Source organism: Streptomyces sp. NPDC001594 (assembly GCF_042893675.1).
Lineage (GTDB): Bacteria > Actinomycetota > Actinomycetes > Streptomycetales > Streptomycetaceae > Streptomyces.
The window spans coordinates 190,880-211,704 of sequence record NZ_JBIAVB010000015.1 but is presented as its reverse complement, the minus strand read 5'-3'; the positions used below and the strand labels follow the sequence as shown (position 1 = coordinate 211,704).

The window sequence follows — 20,825 nt, the reverse complement described above, 5'->3', positions numbered from 1 at the left end:
CCCCGGATCCGTGCTGTACTTATCCGAATACGCATGGGACGGGCCCCCGGGCCAGGTCCCCGAGACGCCGAGAGGAGGCGAGACCAGTGACCAGCTTCATGACCTTCACCAAAATGACCGATCGCTCGGTTGCCGCTTCCTGCCTGCTCGGTTCCGTCTCCCTCCGGGGCACCGGTCTGTCCGCGATTTCCGCCGACAAGCCCGCCCTGCTGGCGACCCTTCCGGTCAGCGAGCGCAACGAACGACCGACCAAGGCACTGGTGGCAGTAGGCGGAGCCCAGCAGGCGCACGGCGCCTATGGTTTCGCGGCCGCAGCCGGTGCCGCCAGTGCCGGAATCAAGAACCAGCACACGCAGACGACGCAGCACCACCTGATGTGGGCCTTCCGCGGGCTCGAACCCTGGAGTGATCCAGCCTGATCGCATGATCAGGCCGGCGCCTTCAGGGCCGCGGAACCCCACCCGGGATCCGCGGCCCTTCTGTTTGTCCCCGAACGGGGAGGACGGAGCGAAGGGGCCTCGGGACTGGCAGGACCAGGTAACAGCCGCCACCCGGCCGACCGGCCGGAACGACTAACCGAACCAGACGAGGAAGAGACCACCGTGCAACTCGAAGCGCACGCCCCGTCCGCACCGCAGACCCGAACGATCTCCCCGCCCGCAGTTCCGGAGGACCCCGCCTTGACCCCCCTCACCGCGCTCACCGCGCTCGACGACGCCATCGAGAACCTCGGCGTCCCCGTACCGTGCCGGACCTTCGACCCCGAGGTCTTCTTCGCCGAGTCCCCGGCGGACGTCGAGTACGCCAAGTCCCTCTGCGGCACCTGCCCGCTGGTCGAGGCCTGCCTCGCCGGCGCCAAGGAGCGCCGCGAGCCCTGGGGCGTCTGGGGCGGAGAGCTCTTCGTCCAGGGCGTGGTCGTGGCCCGCAAGCGGCCCCGTGGCCGTCCGCGCAAGAACCCGGTTGCTGCGGCATGACCGCCACCGGAACCATCGACCGCCCCCTGACGCACGACCCCCTGAAGCAGGCCCCCATGTCCCCCTACGCCAACACGAGCGAGCAGCCGCACGGCTCCGCCACCGCAGACTTCATCACCACCGGCGCGATCACCTCGCGTCAGAACAGGACCCGCGAAATGCAACTCATCCCAGAAGCCCTGGCCCGTGCGCATATGGACGACCGGCTGCGCGAGGTGGACGCCCAGCGTCACGCCGTGCGCCTGGTCGCCGCCCGGCGCATGCAGCGCAAGGCCGAGCGCGTCTCGCTGCGCGCCCGCCGCGCGCTGGCCATGGCCGTCATGCACTGACGGCCCCGCACGGAGCCGCGACCCGGCTCCGCACCAGCGCGGTGCGAACACCGCCGCCGCCGGCCCGACCAGGCCGGCGGCGGCACCCCCGGAGGGACCGGTCCGAACGGACCGGTCCCTCCGGTGCGTTGCGGGCCCGGGTGCGACCCCTCGGGGATATCGTCTGGTGGTGGACCAGCCGACTCCCCACCCCGCCAAGCCGGGACCCGAGGACCAGCCCGTCGTCTGCGCGCGCTGCGGCGCCCGCTCCCCGAACGGCGCCCCACCCACCTGGACCTGCTCGGTGGAGAACGGGGCCAGACAGTTCTTCTGCGTCGACTGCGCGCGCGCCAACCTCCGCGCGATCGAGGGCCGGCTCGACTCCTCCTGGTGGTGAGCCGAAGGCTCAGTCCTCGGACGCGAACCCGGGCAGCCAGGCGTCCAGTTCGTCGCGCAGCCGCACCGTCGCACCCAGCTGGCACAGCACCCCGATGGTGCTCAGAGTCACCCGGTGGATCAGCAGGTAGGACGGCGGCAGGTTGATCTGCCGCCCCAACTGGTGTGCGGGGGAACGGGGATCGGCGATCCGCGCGGCCTGCCCGCGCAGCCACGACCGGGTGAAGGTGAACGCGTCGGCCTCGGCCGGCTCGATGATCGGCTTGAGGTAGTCGAGCACCGCGTCCGGGTCGAGCGCGATGGACTCCTTCACGAACCCCTCGGCGCGCAGGTGCCCGTAGACCCCCTCGGCGTCCCCCTCCAGGGTCATCCGCAGCGACCGGCCGATCGGCTTGGGCCAACCGCCGGGCAGCCGGTCCACCGTGCCGAAGTCCAGCACGCCCAGCCGCATCCGGCCGTCCGCCCCGGCCATGAGCCGGAAGTTCCCCGGATGCGGATCGGCGTGCAGCAGCCCCGTGCGCGCCGGGCCGGAGAAGAGGAAGCGGGTCAGCAGCTGGCCGGCGCGGTCGCGCTCCTCCTGCGTGCCGTCGGCTATGACCTCCGACAGCGGGGTGCCCTCCAGCCACTCGGTCACCAGCACCTGGTCGCCCTGGTGCACCACGTCGGGGACGACCACGTCCTCGTCGCCGACGAAGGCGTCCGCGTGGGTGCGCTGCGCCTCGGCCTCCAGCTCGTAGTCCAGCTCCTCGGCGACCCGGTCGCGCAACTCGGTGATCAGCGGTTTGACGTCCATGCCCGGGATCAGCGGTCCCAGCAGCCCGGCGAACCGGCCCAGCTGCTTGAGGTCCGACAGCAGCGCCTCCCCGGCCCCCGGGTACTGGACCTTGACCGCCACCTGCCGCCCGTCGTGCCACACGGCCCGGTGCACCTGCCCGATCGAGGCCGCAGCGGCGGGCTTGTCCTCGAACTCCTCGAACAGTTCGCGCCAGTCCTCCCCGAGCCGCTCCGCGAGCACCTGGTGCACCCGCGCCGCCGGCAGCGGAGGCGCCGCCTCCTGAAGCTTGGTCAGCGCCGCCCGGTAGGGCCCGATGACCTCTTCGGGAAGCGCCGACTCGAACACCGAGAGGGCCTGCCCGAACTTCATGGCACCCCCCTTGAGCTCGCCGAGCGTGCGGAACAACTGCTCGGCGGTGCGCTGCTGGAGCTCACGGGCCACGATCTCGGCCGACTTCCCGCCGATCCGCTTGCCCAGCCCCCAGGTGGCCCGCCCGGCGATACCGAGCGGCAGCGCGGCCAGCTTGACCGTACGGGTGACCGCCTTCCGGGGAAGATCAGACATACGCCCCTCCAATTCCCAGACAGCCTCGGCGCAAGCGGCGGCCGAGGGGTGTCCTCCCCGCGCCTGCGGTCACCCCGCATCCTGCCATGGCCCTTTCCGCCACCCGTGCCCACACCGGCCCGCCTCCGCCAGGATCCCAATCCGGCCAACCCGGGCCGGGCCCGTTCTCGGCGAGACACCATGGTCGGAGCAGCGACCGGGGCCGAGCGCGAAGGGGACCGTGGATGGCGGGGCGGGGGCCTTCTCGGCAAGAACTGATCCGGCGGAGGCGTTCCAGCGGCTTCATCGGCCGCCAGGGACAAGTGGCGGCCTTCCGGGACGCCATGCGCCGGCCCCCCGACGAGGGGACGCAGTTCCTTTTCCATGTGCGCGGCCCGGCCGGCGTCGGGAAGTCGACCCTGGTGCGGCAACTGGAGACCATCGCCCGCGAAGGGCAGGCGGTCACCGCCTACGTCGACGAATCCGTCGCCGACCCCATCGAGGCGATGGAGGTCGTCAGCGGCCAGTTCGCCCAGCAGGGCGCCCCGCTGAAGGCCTTCGACAAACTGCTGGCCACCTACCGCCAGCGCCGGCACGAAGCCGATGCCGGAATGGGTGCCGCGGCGGCCGACCCGGCCTCCGGCGGCGCCCCCGCCCCGTCGCCCTCCAGCGTGGTCGCCTCCCAGCTGGGCCTGGTCGGCTTGGGCATGATCCCCGGAGTCGGCGCCTTCACCGGCGCGGTCGACCCCAACCAGGTCGCCGCCGGGGCGGACCGGGTGAGGGCCCTCCTCAGCACCCGGCTGCGCCACCACGGCGACGTAGAGCTGATCCTCTCCCCGCTGGACGTCCTCACCCCCGTCTTCCTGGAGGAACTCTCGGAGGCCGCCCGCAGGCACCCGTGGATCGTGCTGTTCTTCGACACCTACGAGCGCACCGGGCCGATGCTGGACACCTGGCTGCGCGACATCATCGTCACCGACCGCCACGGCGAGCTGCCCGCGAACGTGCTGGTCACCCTGGCCGGCCAGTCCCGGCTCGCCGCCCACTGCTGGGGGGACTGGCACGACCTGGTCACCGACTGGCCGCTGGAGGTGTTCACCGACACGGAGGCCCGCGCCCTGCTCACCGGAAAGGGCGTGACGGACGAGCGGGTCGTCGAGGTGATCCTGCGGCTGTCGGAACGGCTGCCGGTCCTGGTCTCCACCCTCGCCGAGACCCAGCCCGGCAGCGTCGAGGAGATCGGCGATCCCAGCGGCACCGCCGTCGAGCGGTTCCTGAAGTGGGAGACCGACCCGGCCCGCCGGGCCGCCGCCCTGGTCTGCGCGTTCCCGCAGCAGCTGGACGAGGACGTGTACCGGGCGGCCGTGGAGGAGGAGGCGGCCGAACTCTTCGGCTGGCTGCGCTCGATGCCCTTCGTCACCGACCGCTCCGGCCACTGCCGCTACCACGAGGTCGTCCGCAGCGCGATGCTCCGCCTCCAGCGCAGGCAGTCCCCCACCAGGTGGCAGCAGCTGCACACCCGCCTGGCCGACGCCTTCTCGCGGCGACGCGACCGGCTGGAGGAGGCCCCGGCCCCGCCGGACGGCTGGTGGCAGGACGAGACCTGGCGCGGCCACCGCCTCCAGGAGACCTACCACCGCCTCTGCGCCGACCCGCGCGGCGCCCTCCCTGACGCCCTCAGGGAGCTCCTCGACGCCTATGACCACGGCCTCACCACCCTCCGCCGCTGGGCGGACACCCTGGACCAGGCCGCCCGGGACACCGAGTCCGAGGACCTGACCGACTGGGGCGAACGCCTCCGGACGGCCCTGGAACAGCCTGAGCCCGGCATCGCTGTCCTGACGCTCCTGCTGGCCGGCAGCCGGCTCGACACGGCGGGCCGCTGCGTCGCCTTCACCCTCCGAGGCCGCGACCACCGCAACGCCGAGCGGTACCCCGAGGCCCTCGCCGACTACGCACAGGCCCTCGCCCTCGACACGGGCGCCGCGCGCGCCCACTACGGCCGCGGCCGCACCCATGAGCTCACGGAACGCTTCGAAGAGGCAGCCGAGGACTACACCCGCGCCATCGAACTCGATCCCGACGCCCAGAGCCTGGTCAACCGGGGAGCGTGCCACTTCAACCTCGGCCGAACCGAGGAGGCCATGGCGGACCTCGACCGGGCGATCGTGCTCGCTCCGGACAGCTACGAGGCATACGTCTACCGCGGCGCCCTGCATCGCGACACGGGCCGGTTCGCCGAGGCCCGCGCCGACTTCGACCGGGCCATCGCGGCCGAACCCGACAGCACCTGGGCCCTGGTGATCCGCGCCTTCTTCCTGATCGCCACCAAGCGGTACGAGGAGGCGCTGTCCGACCTCGACCGGGCGGTCGAGCTCGCCCCGGAAGACGTATGGGGCCACCGCCTCCGGGGAGAGTGCCACTGGCACCAGGACCGGTACGAGGAGGCGGTGGCCGACTACACCCGCGCCCTCGAACTGGAACCCGACCACCCCCGGGCACTCGCGGGCCGGGGCAGCGCCTTCAGGCTCATGGGCCGCTACGGCGAGGCTTTGGCCGACCTCAGCCGCGCCATCGAGCTCAGCCCCGACGATGCCTGGACCCTCGCCGAGCGCGGGGTCACCTACCAGCTCACGGACCGGTACGAGGAGGCGCTGTCCGACCTCGACCTCGCGATCCGGCTCAAGCCGGAGGTCTGGTGGGCCCTGTACCAGCGCGGGCTGACGCATGAACGGCTCGGCCGGTACGCGGAAGCCCTGGCGGACCACACCCGTGCCGCGGAACTCGAGCCCGACGAGCCCTGGGCCTTCGGCGACCGGGGGGACGTCCACCGCAAGACCGGCCAGTACGAGGAGGCGCTGACCGACTACCTCCGTGCGGACGAGCTCCGCCCCGACAACGCGGAGGAGTTGACCCGCTGCGGCCTCGCCCGCCGTCTTCTCGGCCGGTTCGACCAGGCGCTGGCCGATCTCACCCGGGCGCTCGCGCTCCAGCCCGACGACGTCTGGGCGCACTACGAGACGGCCGTGGTGCTCCGCGCCCTCGGGCGCGCCGACCACGAGGGCCACTTGGAACGGGTGGTTGAACTCCTTACCGAACCCGAGGACGCCGAGGACTTCGGCTGCCTCGTCCTCGCCCACTGCGTATGGGCCCGCTGGGATGAGGCCGAGCGGTACCTGCTCCGCTTCCTGGACCTCGACCCGCCCCGGGGAACGGTCCACGAGATGCTCATGGCCCTGTGCGGCCTGCTTCCGCTGCTTGGTTCGGCGCAGCCGCGGCTCCTCGGGTTCTGCCAGGTCGTCGAGAACCGGCTCGCCTGACATCCGCCTCATGACCGGGCCTCCAATTCCGGCCCCACCGCCGGCACCGCCGCCCCGCACGGACAGTCCGGATGCGGTACCAGCGCCGAGCGCTCCCAGTGCAGGGCGGGCAGGGCGGCCTCCCAGCGGGCGCCGGTGGAGCCGGGCAGGCGGCCGTCGAGGAAGGCCAGGGCGTGGGCCGCGGCCAGGCCGGCCACCGCCGTGGAGAGCCCCAGATCGCAGGCGGCCCGCTCCCGCCGCCGGTGCGCCGACCGCCACTGGACCAGCATCCGCGGCCAGGCCGGGTCCCGGCCGACGCGCTCGCGCTCCATGCACCCGGCGCAGGCCGTCACCCCGGGCAGCACCAGCGGCCCGACCAGCCCCGTCCCCTCCAGCACCCCCGCGTACAGGTGCGGGGTGCCCGTCGCCACCCAGTCGGCGGCCGTCGCCGGATCGGGCGCCCACGCCTGGAGGCCGTCCCGGGGCGCGACCACCACCAGCGCGACCTCCGGCCCCGGCCCCTCGGGGTCGCCCTCCCGCGGGGCCCGCCCCGGGGCCGACTCCCGCACGAGGGCCCGCGCCGCCTCGGCCCGCAGCCGGCCCACGCTCCCCGGGCCCAGCCCGCCCGGCGCCACATCGGCCGGCTCCACCCGGCCCCCGTCCAGCACCTCGACCCGCCCCACCCCGGCTCCCGCCAGCACGGCGGCCACCAGCGCCCCCACCCGGCCGCTCCCGCGCACCCGGACCCGTATGGCCCGGCGGGCCGCGACGCCCCGTAAGTCGCCCCCGGGCTCCGGACGCACCAGGGACAGCGAGCCCAGATCGGGGCCGAGCCGCTCCAGCACCTCCGGGCGGCTGCGCACGGCCTGGGCGCGGGGCCCGCCCGCCGTGGCGTCGTCGAGCAGCCCGGCCCCCGCGAGCCGCCTGACCAGCCCGTCCGCCCGCCCCTCGGGCAGCCCCATCCCGCGAGCCTCCGACCGCAGCAGCTCCATGCCGCGCGTCCCGTCGATCCGGTCGATGAGCGATCCGGTGGCCGTGTGCACCGGGCCGAGCACCACCGCATGCGCCGGGGTCACCCCGAACTGCACCGTCTGCAGGTCCCGCCACGCCCGTGCCAGCGCGGGCTTCACCTTCGGATACATCGCCGCCTCCTCGTCTCCCCGTACCGTCCGCGGCCGTTTCCCCGGCCTCCTCCGTCACGATGCCCGCCCGTCGGGAGGAGTGCGGAGACTTGTCCACAGGCAGGGGGTATTAGGCATATGAGATGAATGGGTTGAACAGAAGGGGTGTTCCCGGAGGGGGCGCGCGGGGATCCCGTTCGAAGCGCGGACGTGCGGGACTTCCGCCGCGGCGACCGGGTACCGTCGTGGCGTGTCCGCCGACCCATCCCAGCACGCCGTCGAAGTACGCCGGAGCGCGCGCCGCCGCAGGACCGTCTCCGCCTACCGCGAAGGTGACCGGACGGTCGTCCTGATCCCCGCCCGGATGTCCGAGGCGGAGGAGCGGCGCTGGGTCGGGGTCATGCTCGACAAGCTCGCCGCCCAGGAGAGCAGGCGTACCCTCGGCGACACGGAACTCACCGAACGCGCCGCGCGTTTGTCCGAGCAGTACCTCGGCGCCCGCGCCCGCCCCCGCTCGGTCCGCTGGGTCACCAACCAGAACACCCGCTGGGGTTCCTGCACCCCCGCCGAAGGCAGCATCCGGCTGTCCCACCGGCTCCAGGGGATGCCGGAGTACGTGGTCGACTACGTCCTCCTGCACGAGCTGGCGCACCTGCTCGTCCCTGGCCACGGCCCCCGGTTCTGGGAGCTGCTGGAGGCCTACCCGAGGACCGAGCGGGCCCGCGGCTTCCTGGAGGGCGTGGTCGCGGCGGAGCGGCTGCCCCGGATCCCGGCCGCCCGCGAGGAATGAACGCCCCGCGCCTGGCGCGGTTTGTACCGGGTCGGTACCGGCTTGCCCGGATGTCGCCGGGAGCCGTTAGCCTGAGCGGCACACAACCGCGGGTACGCATCCGGCGGCACACCACCAGGCAGGCGAGCAGCCGCGCACTCACACTCGGGACGGGGGACGGTCGGACGTATGGCCAGGGAATTCCAACGCGGCCACAAGGCCAGGATCAGTGACCTGACAGCGGGGACCGATCTGTACGTGGGCATCCAGATCGCCGGCCCCGGACTCACCTTCGACATCAGCTGCTTCGGCCTCGACGCCGACGAGCGCCTGTCGGACGACCGCTACTTCGTCTTCTACAACCAGCCGAAGTCGCCCGAGGAGTCCATCCAGCTGCTCGGCGCGCAGGCCGGGGACACCGAGTCCTTCCGGGTGACCCTGGACCACGTGCCCGCCTCCGTCCACCGGCTCTCCTTCACCGCCAGCCTCGACGGCGACGGACAGATGTCGCAGATCGGCCCCGGCTACATCCGGATCGTGGCGGGCGGCGAGGAAGTCGTCCGCTACTCCTTCACGGGCTCGGAGTTCAGCACCGAGCGCGCCCTGATGATCGGCGACTTCTACCGCAAGGACGTGTGGCGCTTCGCCGCCGTCGGCCAGGGCTTCGACGGCGGGCTCGCCGCGCTGCTGGAGAACTTCGGCGGCGAGGTCGCCGAGGAGGAGCCGCAGCAGCTGGCCCCGGTCCCGGCCCAGCCGCAGGGCGCCACCCCCGGGTTCGCCCCGCCGGCCCAGGCCGCAGCCCCGGCGCCGGCCGCCCCCGCCCCCTCCTACGGCGCCCCGGTCCACCAGCAGCAGCCGCCCGCCCCCGCGCCGTACGCCCCGCCGCAGCAGCCCCAGCAGCAGCCCCCGGCCCCGGCGCCCGCCCCGGCGGCGGTGCACTCGGCCCCGACCATGGTCGGCCCGCTGGTCCCGCCCGCCCCCGCGACCCCTTACGGCCAGCCCCCGCACCCGCCGCAGCAGCCCGGCCCGCCCTCGTACGGCGGAGGCCGCCAGCCGCAGCAGCAGCCGTACGGCGCCCAGGTCCCGCCCCCGGGACCGGCCCCCGCCCCCTACGGCCAGCCGCCCCAGCCCTCCTACGGCGGCCAGGTCCCGCCCCAGCAGCCGGGCTACCCCCAGCAGCAGGGCTACCAGCAGCCGGGCCAGCAGCCCCCCTACGGCCAGCAGCCCCCCGCCCCCTACGGCCAGGCGGCCCCGCAGGCCGGACCGGGCCTCGCCGCCGCGCTCCAGCTGTACAAGGAAGCCCCCACGGGCGCCCGCTGGACCGCGCAGAACCACCAGCTCATGCGGGTCGACCTCGCGGCCGGCGGCGGCCAGCCCGTCCTCGCCCGCCAGGGCAGCATGGTCCTCTACCAGGGCAAGGTCGACTTCAGCTACAAGGGCGCGGGCTTCGCCGGCCGCATCGTCGGCAACGCCACCGGCCAGGAGATGCAGATGATGCGCTGCACCGGCCGCGGCCAGCTCTTCCTCGCGGAGAACGGCGCCCACCTGCACGCCATCGAGCTCCAGGGCGACGGCATCTGCGTCAACTCCGAGAGCGTCCTCGCCTTCGACGAGTCCCTCCAGCACGAGGTCCGCCGCATCGAGGGCCACGGCATCCCCGGCGGAGCCCTGTTCACCATGCTCTTCCAGGGCACCGGCACCGTGATCGTCAAGACGCACGGCACCCCCGTCGTCCTGCCCGTCACCCCGACCACCTTCGCCGACAGCAACGCCATCGTGGCCTGGTCGGCAGCCTCCCAGGTGATCGTTTCCAGCCAGGTCCGGCTGCGCCGCAACGCCTACCCCGGCCACAGCGGGGAGACCGTGAACCTCCAGTTCCGCGGCGCCCCCGGCAACTTCATCGTCGTCCAGCCGTACGAGGTCTGAGGGAGCCCCACATGAATGCCATGAACCCGATGAACCAGCAGCTCGCGGGCTACGCCCCGACCCCCGTCACGGCCCGCATGGAGAACCACGGTTCGGCCATGCTCAAGGTCGCCATGCAGAGCGGCCAGGACCTCTTCGCCCGCACCGGCTCGATGGTCGCCTACGAGGGCTTCGTCCAGTACGAGCCCAACCCGCCGGCCCTGCGCCAGATGGCCTCCCAGTGGCTCACGGGCGAGGGCGCCCCGCTGATGAAGTGCACCGGCGACGGCCTGCTCTACCTCGCCGACTACGGCGCGAACGTGGTCTGCATCAACCTCGACAACGACGCCCTCTCCGTCAACGGCACCAACCTGCTCGCCTTCGACGCCCACCTCCAGTGGGGCGTGGAACGGGTCAAGGGCATGGCCAAGTTCGCCGGCCAGGGCCTGTTCAACGTGCAGGTGTCCGGCACCGGATGGGTCGCCATCACCTCCCGCGGGACCCCGATCGTGGTCGACTGCGGGCGCGGCGAGGACGAGACGTTCGTCGACCCCGACGCGCTCGTCGCCTGGTCCCCCAACCTCAAGGTCAAGGGCAAGAGCAGCTTCAAGGCCTCCTCCCTGATCGGCCGGGGCAGCGGGGAGGCCTACCAGATGGCCTTCTCCGGCCAGGGCATCGTCGTCGTACAGCCCAGCGAGGACAGCACCGACCGGCTCCGGACCCGGGGCTGAGGGGGAGCGGACACACCATGCAGAGCTCACTTTTCGGCCACGCCGAGCAGCAGTCCCAGGAGCGGTACGCCGTCCAGAACCCGCAGCTCCTGCGGGTCACCCTGGCCGGCTCCGACGACGTCCTCGCCCGCAAGGGCTCGATGGTCGCCTACCAGGGCATCGTCGACTTCGACGGTGAGTACCAGAGCACCAGCCAGCGCGGTGCCCGCGCGCGCACCGGCGAGGGCCTCGACCTGATGCGCTGCTCCGGCCAGGGCACGGTCTACTTCGCCAACCTCGCCCAGCACGTCCACGTCCTCGACGTCGACCACGAGGGCCTGACCGTCGACAGCGGCTACGTGCTGGCCATGGACTCCACCCTGCACACCGAGGTCATCGCGGTGGACAGCCAGTACGGGATCTCCGGCTCCGGCAAGTACCAGCTCAACATCACCGGCCGCGGCAAGGTCGCCCTGATGACCTCCGGACAGCCGCTGATGATGCACGTCACCCCGGACAAGTACGTGAACGTCGACGCCGACGCGATCGTCGCCTGGTCCACCTCGCTGCGCGTCCAGATGCAGGCCCAGACGCACTCCAGCGGCGTCTGGCGGCGCCGCGGCAACACCGGCGAGGGCTGGGAGCTCAGCTTCCTCGGCACCGGCTTCGCCCTCGTGCAGCCCAGCGAGGTGCTGCCCCCGCAGAACGCCCAGCTCGGCCAGGGCCTCGCCGCCCAGTACGGCATGGGCCAGCACGGCGCGCACGCCCAGAACCAGAACAACGTCTGGAGCTGACCCGGCGCCCCCACCCGGCCGGCACGACGGCACCACCACACGCGACGAAGGGGCGGCCCCGCCGGGCCCGCCCCTTCCTCACGCCCCTAGGCGCCCAGCCGCGCCCGGGTCGCCTCCACCAGCCGCACCACCGAGGTGTCGGCCACCGAAGCGACCTCCGCGTACGGGAACCAGCGCAGGTCCAGCGACTCGTCACTGATCTCCGCCGTCACCCCGGCCGGAGCCAGCGCCGCGTACTGCACGTCCAGGTGCCAGTTGCACGGGGCCGGGATCGGGTGCCGGTCCAGCCGCACCGGGCCGCCCTCCAGCAGCGTCAGCCCGGAGGCGATGCCCGACTCCTCGACCGCCTCGCGCATCGCCGCGCCCGCCAGCGTGGTGTCACCGGGCTCGCAGTGCCCGCCCATCTGCAGCCACAGCCCGAGCTTCTTGTGCAGGGTCAGCAGAACCCGGCCGCCGGCCGGGTCGATCACCAGCGCGCTGCCCGTCACGTGCCCCGCCTGACAGGGCTTGTACATGCCGTCCGGGTGCTCCGCCAGGTGCTCCAGGTAGACGTCCCTCAGCTCGCGCTGCTGCTCGTCCGCGCCCTCGAAGTCCTTCAGGACCAGGACGGCGTCCTCGTACAGGCTCACTTCTGCTCGTCACCCTCGCCCTGGTCGCGCTTCTCGGCGGCCTCGCCGAGCATCTTGTCGATCTCCGAGAAGTCCAGCTGCTCGCGGTGCACGAACCCGTCCGGGTCGTCCAGGTCGGAGGCGGTCGGCAGCATGTCCGGGTGCTCCCACAGCCCGTCGCGGCCGTCCACGCCGCGCGCGTCCGTGAGCGAGGCCCACAGCCGCGAGGCGTCGCGCAGCCGCCGCGGCCGCAGCTCCAGCCCGATCAGCGTGGCGAAGGTCTGCTCCGCCGGGCCGCCGGAGGCACGCCGCCGGCGCATCGTCTCGCGCATGGCGTCGGCCGAGGTCAGCCGGGGCTTGGCCGCCTCGTGCACCACGGCGTCCACCCAGCCCTCGACCAGCGCGAGAGCCGTCTCCAGCCGGGCCAGGGCCGCCTTCTGCTCCGGGGTGTCCTGCGGCTGGAACATGCCGCCCTGGAGCGCCTCCTGGAGCTGCTCAGGGTTCGACGGGTCGAGCTGTCCGACCACGTCCTCCAGCTTCGAGGTGTCCACCTTGATGCCCCGCGCGTAGCCCTCGACCGCGCCGAACAGGTGCGAGCGCAGCCACGGCACGTGCGCGAAGAGACGGGCGTGCGCCGCCTCGCGCAGGGCCAGGTACAGGCGCACCTCGTCCGAGGGGACGCCCAGGTCCTTGCCGAAGCTCTCGATGTTCAGCGGCAGCAGCGCCGCCCGCCCGGCCGGGCCCAGCGGCAGCCCGATGTCCGTGGAGCCGACGACCTCGCCCGCGAGGGTGCCCACGGCCTGGCCGATCTGCTGGCCGAACATGGCCCCGCCCATGGAGCGCATCATGCCCAGCAGCGGGCCCGCCATGGCCTGCATCTCCTCGGGCAGCACGCCGCCCATGGCCGCGCCGACGCGCTCGGCGACCGGGTCCACCAGCTCCTTCCACACCGGGAGGGTCGCCTCGACCCACTCGGCGCGGCTCCACGCGACGGCCGCGTTGGCACCCGAGGGCAGGGAGGTCACCCCGTCCAGCCACAGGTCGGCCAGCCGCACGGCCTCCTCCACCGCCGACTTCTCGGCGATGCCGACGCTGGCGTCCTTCACACCGTCCGACGTGCCCTGCGCGACGGTCTGGCGGGCGATGTCCTTGGCCATGTCCCAGTTCACGGGACCGCCCTCGTAGCTGAGCATCTGCCCCAGCTGCTGGAAGGCGGCGCCCAGGTCGTTCGGGTTCATCGAACCGAACATCGCGGCGAACGGATTGTCCGCACCGCCGGGAAGACCGCCGGGGAGGCCGCCCGGGCCGAACCCGAACGGATTCCCGGGGCCGCCCTGGCCCCCCTTCTTGCCCTTGTCGCCGTCCTCCGGCTCCTCCGGCGGAAGGCCGAATCCGAATGGGGTGTCGCTCACGGGTTTCCTCGGCTCGTAGGGCCGCCGGCGGACGCCGACGGGCAATGGTCCGACAACACCACCCAGCGTAGACACCACTCCCGCTTCCGGGCTCGGTGCTCCGCCGACTCCTGGGCTGCGGCAGGATGGACATCACCTGGTGGGTACGCGTCACGGCGCGCCCCCACTGAAGACAACCGCTGGAGACGCCCGGTGAGTTCCCCAGATCCGCAGGCTCGCGCGCCGCACGACGCCGAAAACCGCCCTGAGCACGGCGACAGCGCCCCCGGCGTTCGCCAGCCGCGAAACGAAGCCTCCCCCCGCCGCCGCAGCCCCGTGATCGCGGTCACCGGGGCCGCCTCCGGCGTCGGCGCCGCGCTCGTGGACCGCCTCGCCGCATCCGACGAGGTCAAGCAGGTCATCGCCATCGACGAGCGGCGCGGGGAGTGCGCCGACGCCCAGTGGCACGTCCTGGACGTGCGCGACCCCGCCATCGCCGAGAAGCTGCGCGGCGCGGACGTGGTCGTGCACCTCGCGCTCGACCTCGACCTGGAGACGGACCCCGCGGCCCGTACCGCGTACAACGTACGCGGGACGCAGACAGTGCTGACCGCCGCCGCGGCGGCCGGCGTGCACCGGGTGGTGCTCTGCACGTCCGCGATGGTCTACGGGGCCCTGCCCGACAACCCCATCCCGCTCTCGGAGGACTCCGAGCTGCGGGCCACCGCCGAGGCCACCGGCGTCGGCGACCTGCTGGAGATCGAGCGCCTGGGCCGCCGGGCCCCCCGCGCCCACCCGGGCCTGAACGTCACGGTGCTCCGCCCGGCCGTGCTGGTCGGCGGCACGGACACCGCCCTGACCCGGTACTTCGAGTCCCCGCGCCTGCTCGTCGTCGCGGGCTCCCGGCCCACCTGGCAGTTCTGCCACGTCGAGGACCTGGTCAGCGCCCTGGAGTACGCCGCCCTGGAGAAGGTGGAGGGCGAGCTGGCCGTCGGCTGCGAGGGCTGGCTGGAACAGGAGGAGGTCGAGGAGCTCAGCGGCATCCGCCGCATGGAGCTGCCCTCGGCGGTCGCCCTGGGCGCCGCTGCCCGGCTGCACCGGATCGGCCTGACGCCGTCCCCGGCCGGGGACCTCGCGTACACGATGCACCCCTGGGTGGTCAGCGTCAGCGGGCTGCACGCGGCCGGCTGGCGGCCCCGCTGGACCAACGAGGAGGTGCTGGCCGAGCTGCTCCAGGAGGTCGCGGGCCGGCACACCGTCGCGGGCCGCCGCCTGGGCCGCAAGGACGCCGCCACGGCCGCCGGGGCCGCCGGGGCGACGGTGGCCCTGCTGGGCGCCGCCGCCGCGGTCCGCCGGGCCCGCCGCCGCCGCGGCCTCTGACCTCCGGCGGACGCCCGGTCCGCCGCGTCCGCCCGCCCCTCCCGGCGGCCGGAACGCCGGCGGGGCCGGGGTCCTCCTGTAGGAGAATCCCAACCGGCCGGTCACGCCACGGGCGATCCGGCTATTCCGCCACGTCAGCCCCTGAGGCACGATGGATGACATGGCACCGCACTTCGACCACCCCGGCGAGCAGGCCGCCCAGGACCCCGTCCGGCTGCTCGCGATCCGTGAGACCCCGCTCTCGATCGACGAGGTCTTCAAGGCAGTCGGCGACGACGCCACGGGAGGCACCACCCTCTTCGTCGGCACGGTGCGCAACCACGACGGCGGCGCCGACGTCGACTCCCTCGGCTACTCCTGCCACCCGACGGCCGAGGCCGAGATGCGCCGCATCGCCGACCGCGTCGTGGAGAAGTACCCGGTCCGCGCCCTGGCGGCCGTCCACCGCGTCGGCGACCTGGCGGTCGGCGACCTGGCCGTCGTCGTCGCCGTCTCCTGCCCGCACCGCGGCGAGGCCTTCGAGGCCTGCCGGATGCTGATCGACGACCTCAAGCACGAGGTCCCGATCTGGAAGCACCAGACGTTCGCGGACGGCACGGAGGAGTGGGTCGGCGCCTGCTGAGGCCCGCTCGGCACACCCGGGCCCCCCGGTCGCGGAGGCGCGGCCGGGCGGGAGTAGCCTCACACCCGTTCGGCCGCGCAACACGCCCTCGATTTGCGTAACCCCCCCACGGGCACGAGCGTTGAAGCCACCGACGACACTCGTACTTTCGGGGCAGGGAGGCACGTCCATGGCGTCACTGGCGTGGTTGCTGATTCCGCTGTTCGCCGCGATCGGGGCGGCGATATGGGGCAGCTGGGCAGCGCGCGACCGCACCCAGGGAGACATATCCGAGCTCGCCGGCTACGCGAGGTTCCGCGAGGCCATGGACAACGCCGACCGGGCGAGGCAGAAGGAAAAGGCGCACTCCGGTTCCGACGCCGTCTGACGCGTCCCGGAAGTCCCCGGCCCCCGCACGGATCGTCACCCCTACGGACCGGCCCCCGTACGGACCGGCCCCACGGGTCGGCCCACAGGACCGTCCCGTACTGTCGATCCATGCCACGCCGTACAGCGACGATGCTCGCCTCCTCCCTCGTGCTGTTCGCGCTGCTCTGCGCGGGAGTGTTCCTGAAGGTCCCGTACTCCGAGATGAGCCCCGGACCGACCGTGAACACCCTGGGCGAATCGCACGGCGAGCCCGTCCTGAACATCTCCGGGCACAAGACGTACCCGACGACCGGCCACCTCAACATGACCACGGTCCGCGTCACCGGCGCCGACTACGACATGAACCTGCTCGAAGCGGTCTACGGCTGGGTCGCGGGCGACAACATCGTCGTCCCGCACGAGAACCTCTACCCGGACGGCAAGACGGACAAGGAGTCGACGCAGGAGAACGCCGAGGAGTTCAGCCAGTCGCAGGAGAGCGCCAAGGTGGCCGCCCTCAAGCAGCTCGGCATCCCGGTCAGCGCCCGCGTCATCGTCGCCAGCGTCGTCAAGGGCAGCCCTTCCGAGGGCAAGCTCCACGCCGGGGACGTCGTCAAGGCCGTCGACGGCAGCCCCGTCACCGCGCCCGGCGACGTCGCGAAGCTGGTCACCAAGCACAAGCCGGGCGAGCCCGTCGAGTTCACCATCGTGCCCGCCGCCGACGCGGCCGAGGCCGAGAAGGCGAACCGCGAGCCCACCACCACCGCCAAGGTGACCGTCACCGCGGGCAAGGCACCCGACGACGGTCACGCCATCGTCGGCATCAAGGCGGGGACCGACCACACCTTCCCGTTCCCGATCGACATCAAGCTCGCCGACGTCGGCGGTCCCAGCGCCGGCCTGATGTTCGCCCTGGGCATCGTCGACAAGCTCACCCCGGAGGACCTGACCGGCGGCAAGTTCATCGCCGGCACCGGCACCATCGACGACACGGGCAAGGTCGGCCCGATCGGCGGCATCCAGATGAAGACCATCGGCGCCCGCCAGGCCGGCGCCGAGTACTTCCTCACCCCGGCCGAGAACTGCGCCGCGGCCGCCGCGCAGGTCCCCGACGGCCTCACCCTGGTGAAGGTCTCCACCATCGACGACGCCACCAAGGCCCTGCAGAAGATCGGCAAGGGGGACACGGCCGGACTCCCGAGCTGCACGAAGTCCTGACCGGGCGTCCCCCAGCTACCGCTGGGAGGTGCCGCCAGCCGGCCGCGCCCCCACGGCGCCTCAGGCGAAGGTCGCCGCCAGCGCGTCGGCCAGGCCGGGCACCAGGCCCGCGCCGGTCAGCACCTCGCTGGAGGAGTCCTTCTCCCGCAGCCGCACGGCCGACTCCCGCGAGCCGTCGCGCAGGACGCCCACCGTCAGCCGCACCTCCTGCCGCTCCGGGTGGCCGGCGACCCACTTGGCCAGCTGCTTGTCGCTGAGCCCCTCCGGTACGGAGGCCTCGGCGGACGGAGGCAGCATCAGCCGCTCCACCGTCAGGGCGCACCCGACGACCGCGTCGGGCCAGGCGATGGTCCCCAGGAACTTGTCCAGCGGGGTCCCGGCCGGCACCTCGTCCTGCTCGATCGGGGTGAGCTGGGCCTTGCCGGCGTCGTCCGCGTCGAGGCCGAGCTGGTTCGCGAGGCCGGGCTCCTGCCGGCGCAGGCGGGCCGTGTCGACCAGGGCGAAGAGGCGGGCCGGCTTGTCCCAGCCGAGGGTGGAGGCGTACTCGTCGATCTCGAGGACGGCGCGGGTCAGCGGAGTGGCCGCCATGGGGGTGCCGGGGGAGGGCGAAAGGTTGGACATGGACAACATCCTGCCTCCTTTCTCCCCGATACCGGGAACTGACTAAAGCCTCAGTAAGTTGCATGGGTGGGCCCTACGATCGTGGGCCCACGACCAGACACAGCGACTTTCGAGGTGCGCACCTTGGCTTTCCAGATGCCGGACCGCGGCGGAGGCCCCTCCGGGCCACGGATGAGAGTCGGCCGCCCCTCCCGGCGCGCCCGGACCCTTCTGCTGACCCTGGGCGCCCTGGCCGTCCTGGCCATGGCGTTCATCATGTTCGCCGGGTTCTGGACGGACTGGCTCTGGTTCCGCTCCGTCAAGTACTCCTCCGTCTTCACCACCACCCTGTGGACCAAGATCGGCCTCTTCGCCGTCTTCGGCCTGCTGATGGCGGGTGCCGTCGGGCTGAACGTATGGCTGGCGTACCGGCTGCGGCCGCCGCTCAGCGCGATGTCGATGGAGCAGCAGAGCCTCGACCGGTACCGGATGAGCGTCGCCCCGTACCGGAAGTGGCTGCTCCTGGGCGTCGCCGCCGTCGTCGGGCTGATCGCGGGGGCCTCGGCCGCCGGCCAGTGGAAGACCTGGCTGATGTACGTGAACGGGGTGCCCTTCGGCAAGAAGGACCCCCAGTTCCATCTCGACGTCTCCTTCTACACCTTCGACCTGCCCTGGTACCGCTTCCTGCTCGGCTTCGGCTTCGCCGCCGTCGTGCTGTCCGTGATCGCGGCCGTCGTCGTGCACTACCTGTACGGCGGACTGCGCGTGACCAGCCCGGGTGCCCGGGCCACCGCCGCGGCGACCGGGCACCTGTCGGTGCTGCTCGGCCTGTTCGTCACGTTCAAGGCGGTCGCCTACTGGCTCGACCGCTACGGCCTCGCGGTGAAGTCCAGTGACTTCAAGGCCTCCGACAACTGGACCGGCCTGCGCTACGTCGACGCCAACGCCTACCTGCCGGCGAAGACGATCCTCGTCGCCATCGCCGCGATCTGCGCGGTGCTGTTCTTCGCCACCCTGTGGCGGCGCACCTGGCAGCTGCCGGTCATCGGCTTCGGCCTGATGGTCCTCTCGGCGATCCTGATCGGCGGGCTGTACCCGGCGATCGTGCAGAAGTTCCAGGTCCAGCCGAACGAGCAGGCCAAGGAATCGCCGTACGTCGAGAAGAACATCAAGGCCACGCGCGACGCCTACGGGATCGACGGAACCGAGGTCAAGGACTACCCGGGCGTGCCCAACGCCGGCACGAACAAGGACCAGCTGCGCAAGACGGCGGACACCACCGCCAGCATCCGGCTCCTCGACCCGAACATCGTCTCCCCCGCCTTCCAGCAGCTCCAGCAGGTCAAGGGCTACTACGCCTTCCCGTCCACGCTCGCCGTGGACCGCTACAGCGGCCAGGACACGGTCATCGGGCTCCGCGAGCTGAACATCGGCGGCATCCCGAAGAACAACTGGATCAACGACCACTTCCGTTACACGCACGGCTTCGGCGTGGTCGCCGCCAAGGGCAACACCGCCACGGACAAGGGCGCCCCCGACTTCACGCAGTCGGACCTGCCCTCCCAGGGCATGTTCGGCAAGGACTTCCAGCAGCGCATCTACTACGGCGAGCAGACGAAGCAGTACTCGATCGTCGGCGGGCCGCAGAAGGAGCTGGACTACTCGGACGACAAGGGCGAGAAGGAGACGAGCTACAAGGGCGACTCCGGGGTCAACCTGGACAACCCGGTCAACCGGGCCGCCTACGCGCTCGCCTTCAGTGAGCCGCAGATCCTGTACTCCGGGGCCATCGGCGAGGGCTCGCGGATCCTCTACAACCGCACGCCCAAGGACCGCGTCGAGGCCGTGGCGCCCTGGCTCACCATCGACGGGGCCCCGTACCCGGCGGTCGTGGACGGCCGGATCAAGTGGATCGTCGACGCCTACACGACGACGAACGGCTACCCGTACGCCTCGCGCACGACCCTGGGCCAGAGCACCGCGGACTCGCTGACCAACAGCCAGCGCGCGGTGGTCGCGCAGGAGAACCGGGTCAACTACATCCGCAACTCGGTCAAGGCCACCGTCGACGCGTACGACGGCACGGTCGACCTGTACCAGTGGGACACCCAGGACCCGGTCCTGAAGACCTGGATGAAGGCCTTTCCGGGCACGGTGAAGCCCAAGAGCGAGATCTCCAAGCCGCTCATGGACCACCTGCGCTACCCGCAGGACCTCTTCAAGGTCCAGCGCGAGCTCCTGACCCGCTACCACGTCACCGACCCGCAGACCTTCCTCAGCGGCAGCGAGGCGTGGCAGGTCCCGGACGACCCGACGACCAAGGCCGGCACGGCGGTTCCGCCGTACTACCTGTCGATGAAGATGCCGGAGCAGAAGGAGAAGGACCAGGTCTTCTCCCTCACCACCACGTTCACGCCCAACGGGCGGGACAACCTGAGCGCCTTCATGGCGGTCAACGCCGATCCCGGCACCCCGGACTACGGCAGGATCAGACTCCTGAAGCTGCCGACCAGCAGTCCGGTCGACGGCCCCAAGCAGGTCCAGAGCAAGTTCAACTCCGAGCCGAAGATCGCCGAGTCGATCCGCCTGCTGCGCGGCGGTGACTCCGAGGTCGAGTACGGCAACCTGCTCTCGGTCCCGCTGGACGGCGGGATGCTCTACGTGGAGCCGGTGTACGTCCGCAGCGCCACCCTGAAGTACCCGCTGCTGCGCAAGGTGCTGGTGACCTACGGCGGCCAGACGGCCTTCGAGGACACCCTGGAGAAGGCGTTGAACGTGGTCTTCGGCGCCGAGGCACCGACCACGCCGGTGCCGCCGGAGACCCAGCCGACCAAGCCGGGCGAGACCCCCGCCAACCCGCCGGCCGCGCAGGACCCGACGGTCAAGGCGGCCCTGGCCGACGCCCAGAAGGCGGTCGAGGACGCCGACAAGGCGATGAAGGCCGGCGACTGGAACGCGTACGGCAAGGCACAGAGCGACCTCCAGGCGGCGCTGAAGCGGGCGATCGAAGCCGAGGCCAAGCTGACGGCCCCCAAGCCGGGCGGCTAGGCGGCCCGGCCGGCCG

Annotated in this window: 19 protein-coding genes; 14 read left to right on the top strand and 5 right to left on the bottom strand. The window is 72.4% G+C overall.

All coding sequences use genetic code 11. The features are described 5' to 3' along the window. The first annotated feature begins 98 nt into the window (after window positions 1-98). The 4 genes from ACFY0O_RS28280 to ACFY0O_RS28265 all read left to right on the top strand — a co-directional run bounded on the left by ACFY0O_RS28280 (window position 99) and on the right by ACFY0O_RS28265 (window position 1,679). Entirely contained in the window at window positions 99-419 is a 321-nt protein-coding gene (locus tag ACFY0O_RS28280) for a hypothetical protein (RefSeq protein ID WP_388951675.1), read from the top strand. 183 nt (window positions 420-602) lie between these two features. Further along, window positions 603-974 (top strand): WhiB family transcriptional regulator, encoded by a 372-nt coding sequence (locus ACFY0O_RS28275; RefSeq protein ID WP_358894327.1) that lies wholly within the window; start codon window positions 603-605, stop codon window positions 972-974. Then, window positions 971-1,303: a hypothetical protein gene (locus ACFY0O_RS28270; RefSeq protein WP_388951621.1), complete on the top strand. Its 333-nt coding sequence runs from the start codon at window positions 971-973 to the stop codon at window positions 1,301-1,303. Before ACFY0O_RS28275 ends, ACFY0O_RS28270 begins: the two co-directional genes overlap by 4 nt. Window positions 1,304-1,469: 166 nt before the next feature. After that, a complete protein-coding gene (locus ACFY0O_RS28265; RefSeq protein ID WP_388951619.1) occupies window positions 1,470-1,679 on the top strand; it encodes a hypothetical protein in 210 nt (69 codons plus the stop codon). Between the two features lie 9 nt (window positions 1,680-1,688). Here the strand turns inward: ACFY0O_RS28265 and ACFY0O_RS28260 are convergent, their stop codons facing one another. Next, the gene (locus tag ACFY0O_RS28260) at window positions 1,689-3,017 is read right to left on the bottom strand and encodes an ABC1 kinase family protein (RefSeq protein WP_388951618.1); all 1,329 of its coding nucleotides are present in this window, start codon (window positions 3,015-3,017) and stop codon (window positions 1,689-1,691) included. A gap of 86 nt (window positions 3,018-3,103) precedes the next feature. Here ACFY0O_RS28260 and ACFY0O_RS28255 point away from each other — a divergent pair, with 86 nt between their 5' ends. Further along, entirely contained in the window at window positions 3,104-6,316 is a 3,213-nt protein-coding gene (locus ACFY0O_RS28255) for a tetratricopeptide repeat protein (protein WP_388951615.1), read from the top strand. 8 nt (window positions 6,317-6,324) lie between these two features. On the opposite strand, the gene ACFY0O_RS28250 is transcribed toward ACFY0O_RS28255, so the two are convergent. Beyond that, window positions 6,325-7,437 (bottom strand): TOMM precursor leader peptide-binding protein, encoded by a 1,113-nt coding sequence (locus tag ACFY0O_RS28250; protein ID WP_388951613.1) that lies wholly within the window; start codon window positions 7,435-7,437, stop codon window positions 6,325-6,327. Window positions 7,438-7,666: 229 nt separating this feature from the next. Here ACFY0O_RS28250 and ACFY0O_RS28245 point away from each other — a divergent pair, with 229 nt between their 5' ends. The 4 genes from ACFY0O_RS28245 to ACFY0O_RS28230 all read left to right on the top strand — a co-directional run bounded on the left by ACFY0O_RS28245 (window position 7,667) and on the right by ACFY0O_RS28230 (window position 11,594). Next, a complete protein-coding gene (locus tag ACFY0O_RS28245; protein ID WP_388951610.1) occupies window positions 7,667-8,206 on the top strand; it encodes a M48 family metallopeptidase in 540 nt (179 codons plus the stop codon). 168 nt (window positions 8,207-8,374) lie between these two features. Then, window positions 8,375-10,111, top strand: a complete 1,737-nt coding sequence (locus ACFY0O_RS28240) for a TerD family protein (RefSeq protein WP_388951607.1) — start codon at window positions 8,375-8,377, stop codon at window positions 10,109-10,111. 29 nt (window positions 10,112-10,140) lie between these two features. Next, the gene (locus ACFY0O_RS28235) at window positions 10,141-10,821 is read left to right on the top strand and encodes an AIM24 family protein (protein ID WP_388951673.1); all 681 of its coding nucleotides are present in this window, start codon (window positions 10,141-10,143) and stop codon (window positions 10,819-10,821) included. A 17-nt stretch (window positions 10,822-10,838) separates the two neighbouring features. Next, window positions 10,839-11,594: an AIM24 family protein gene (locus ACFY0O_RS28230; protein WP_388951605.1), complete on the top strand. Its 756-nt coding sequence runs from the start codon at window positions 10,839-10,841 to the stop codon at window positions 11,592-11,594. A gap of 86 nt (window positions 11,595-11,680) precedes the next feature. Here the strand turns inward: ACFY0O_RS28230 and ACFY0O_RS28225 are convergent, their stop codons facing one another. Together ACFY0O_RS28225 and ACFY0O_RS28220 are read right to left on the bottom strand one after the other, a co-directional pair. Continuing rightward, a complete protein-coding gene (locus tag ACFY0O_RS28225) occupies window positions 11,681-12,223 on the bottom strand; it encodes an NUDIX hydrolase (protein ID WP_358894333.1) in 543 nt (180 codons plus the stop codon). After that, complete coding sequence (locus ACFY0O_RS28220; protein ID WP_388951601.1) at window positions 12,220-13,614, bottom strand: zinc-dependent metalloprotease; 1,395 nt, start codon at window positions 13,612-13,614, stop codon at window positions 12,220-12,222. The genes ACFY0O_RS28225 and ACFY0O_RS28220 overlap by 4 nt, the downstream gene beginning before the upstream one ends. Before the next feature lie 192 nt (window positions 13,615-13,806). Between ACFY0O_RS28220 and ACFY0O_RS28215 the strand changes: the two genes are divergently transcribed. The 4 genes from ACFY0O_RS28215 (at window position 13,807) to ACFY0O_RS28200 (ending at window position 17,161) form a co-directional block, all read left to right on the top strand. Continuing rightward, window positions 13,807-14,973, top strand: coding sequence for an SDR family oxidoreductase (locus tag ACFY0O_RS28215; RefSeq protein ID WP_388951598.1), 1,167 nt, complete (start codon window positions 13,807-13,809; stop codon window positions 14,971-14,973). Between the two features lie 160 nt (window positions 14,974-15,133). Further along, window positions 15,134-15,595, top strand: a complete 462-nt coding sequence (locus tag ACFY0O_RS28210; RefSeq protein ID WP_358894336.1) for a molybdenum cofactor biosynthesis protein MoaE — start codon at window positions 15,134-15,136, stop codon at window positions 15,593-15,595. A gap of 169 nt (window positions 15,596-15,764) precedes the next feature. Continuing rightward, window positions 15,765-15,962: a hypothetical protein gene (locus ACFY0O_RS28205; RefSeq protein WP_358894337.1), complete on the top strand. Its 198-nt coding sequence runs from the start codon at window positions 15,765-15,767 to the stop codon at window positions 15,960-15,962. Between the two features lie 110 nt (window positions 15,963-16,072). Then, window positions 16,073-17,161: a PDZ domain-containing protein gene (locus tag ACFY0O_RS28200; protein WP_388951595.1), complete on the top strand. Its 1,089-nt coding sequence runs from the start codon at window positions 16,073-16,075 to the stop codon at window positions 17,159-17,161. 60 nt (window positions 17,162-17,221) lie between these two features. On the opposite strand, the gene ACFY0O_RS28195 is transcribed toward ACFY0O_RS28200, so the two are convergent. Beyond that, a complete protein-coding gene (locus ACFY0O_RS28195) occupies window positions 17,222-17,791 on the bottom strand; it encodes a PPA1309 family protein (RefSeq protein ID WP_388951592.1) in 570 nt (189 codons plus the stop codon). Window positions 17,792-17,917: 126 nt separating this feature from the next. Here ACFY0O_RS28195 and ACFY0O_RS28190 point away from each other — a divergent pair, with 126 nt between their 5' ends. Continuing rightward, entirely contained in the window at window positions 17,918-20,809 is a 2,892-nt protein-coding gene (locus ACFY0O_RS28190) for a UPF0182 family protein (RefSeq protein ID WP_388951670.1), read from the top strand. Window positions 20,810-20,825 lie beyond the last annotated feature (16 nt).

Bases quoted from the DNA above. Each gene is read 5' to 3' on its own strand.
- ACFY0O_RS28280 (WP_388951675.1), top strand. From the start codon at position 99: ATGACCTTCACCAAAATGACCGATCGCTCGGTTGCCGCTTCCTGCCTG.
- ACFY0O_RS28270 (WP_388951621.1), top strand. From the start codon at position 971: ATGACCGCCACCGGAACCATCGACCGCCCCCTGACGCACGACCCCCTG.
- ACFY0O_RS28260 (WP_388951618.1), bottom strand. From the start codon at position 3,017: ATGTCTGATCTTCCCCGGAAGGCGGTCACCCGTACGGTCAAGCTGGCC.
- ACFY0O_RS28255 (WP_388951615.1), top strand. From the start codon at position 3,104: ATGGCCCTTTCCGCCACCCGTGCCCACACCGGCCCGCCTCCGCCAGGA.
- ACFY0O_RS28250 (WP_388951613.1), bottom strand. From the start codon at position 7,437: ATGTATCCGAAGGTGAAGCCCGCGCTGGCACGGGCGTGGCGGGACCTG.
- ACFY0O_RS28240 (WP_388951607.1), top strand. From the start codon at position 8,375: ATGGCCAGGGAATTCCAACGCGGCCACAAGGCCAGGATCAGTGACCTG.
- ACFY0O_RS28235 (WP_388951673.1), top strand. From the start codon at position 10,141: ATGAACCAGCAGCTCGCGGGCTACGCCCCGACCCCCGTCACGGCCCGC.
- ACFY0O_RS28230 (WP_388951605.1), top strand. From the start codon at position 10,839: ATGCAGAGCTCACTTTTCGGCCACGCCGAGCAGCAGTCCCAGGAGCGG.
- ACFY0O_RS28210 (WP_358894336.1), top strand. From the start codon at position 15,134: ATGGCACCGCACTTCGACCACCCCGGCGAGCAGGCCGCCCAGGACCCC.
- ACFY0O_RS28205 (WP_358894337.1), top strand. From the start codon at position 15,765: ATGGCGTCACTGGCGTGGTTGCTGATTCCGCTGTTCGCCGCGATCGGG.
- ACFY0O_RS28200 (WP_388951595.1), top strand. From the start codon at position 16,073: ATGCCACGCCGTACAGCGACGATGCTCGCCTCCTCCCTCGTGCTGTTC.
- ACFY0O_RS28195 (WP_388951592.1), bottom strand. From the start codon at position 17,791: ATGTTGTCCATGTCCAACCTTTCGCCCTCCCCCGGCACCCCCATGGCG.
- ACFY0O_RS28190 (WP_388951670.1), top strand. From the start codon at position 17,918: ATGCCGGACCGCGGCGGAGGCCCCTCCGGGCCACGGATGAGAGTCGGC.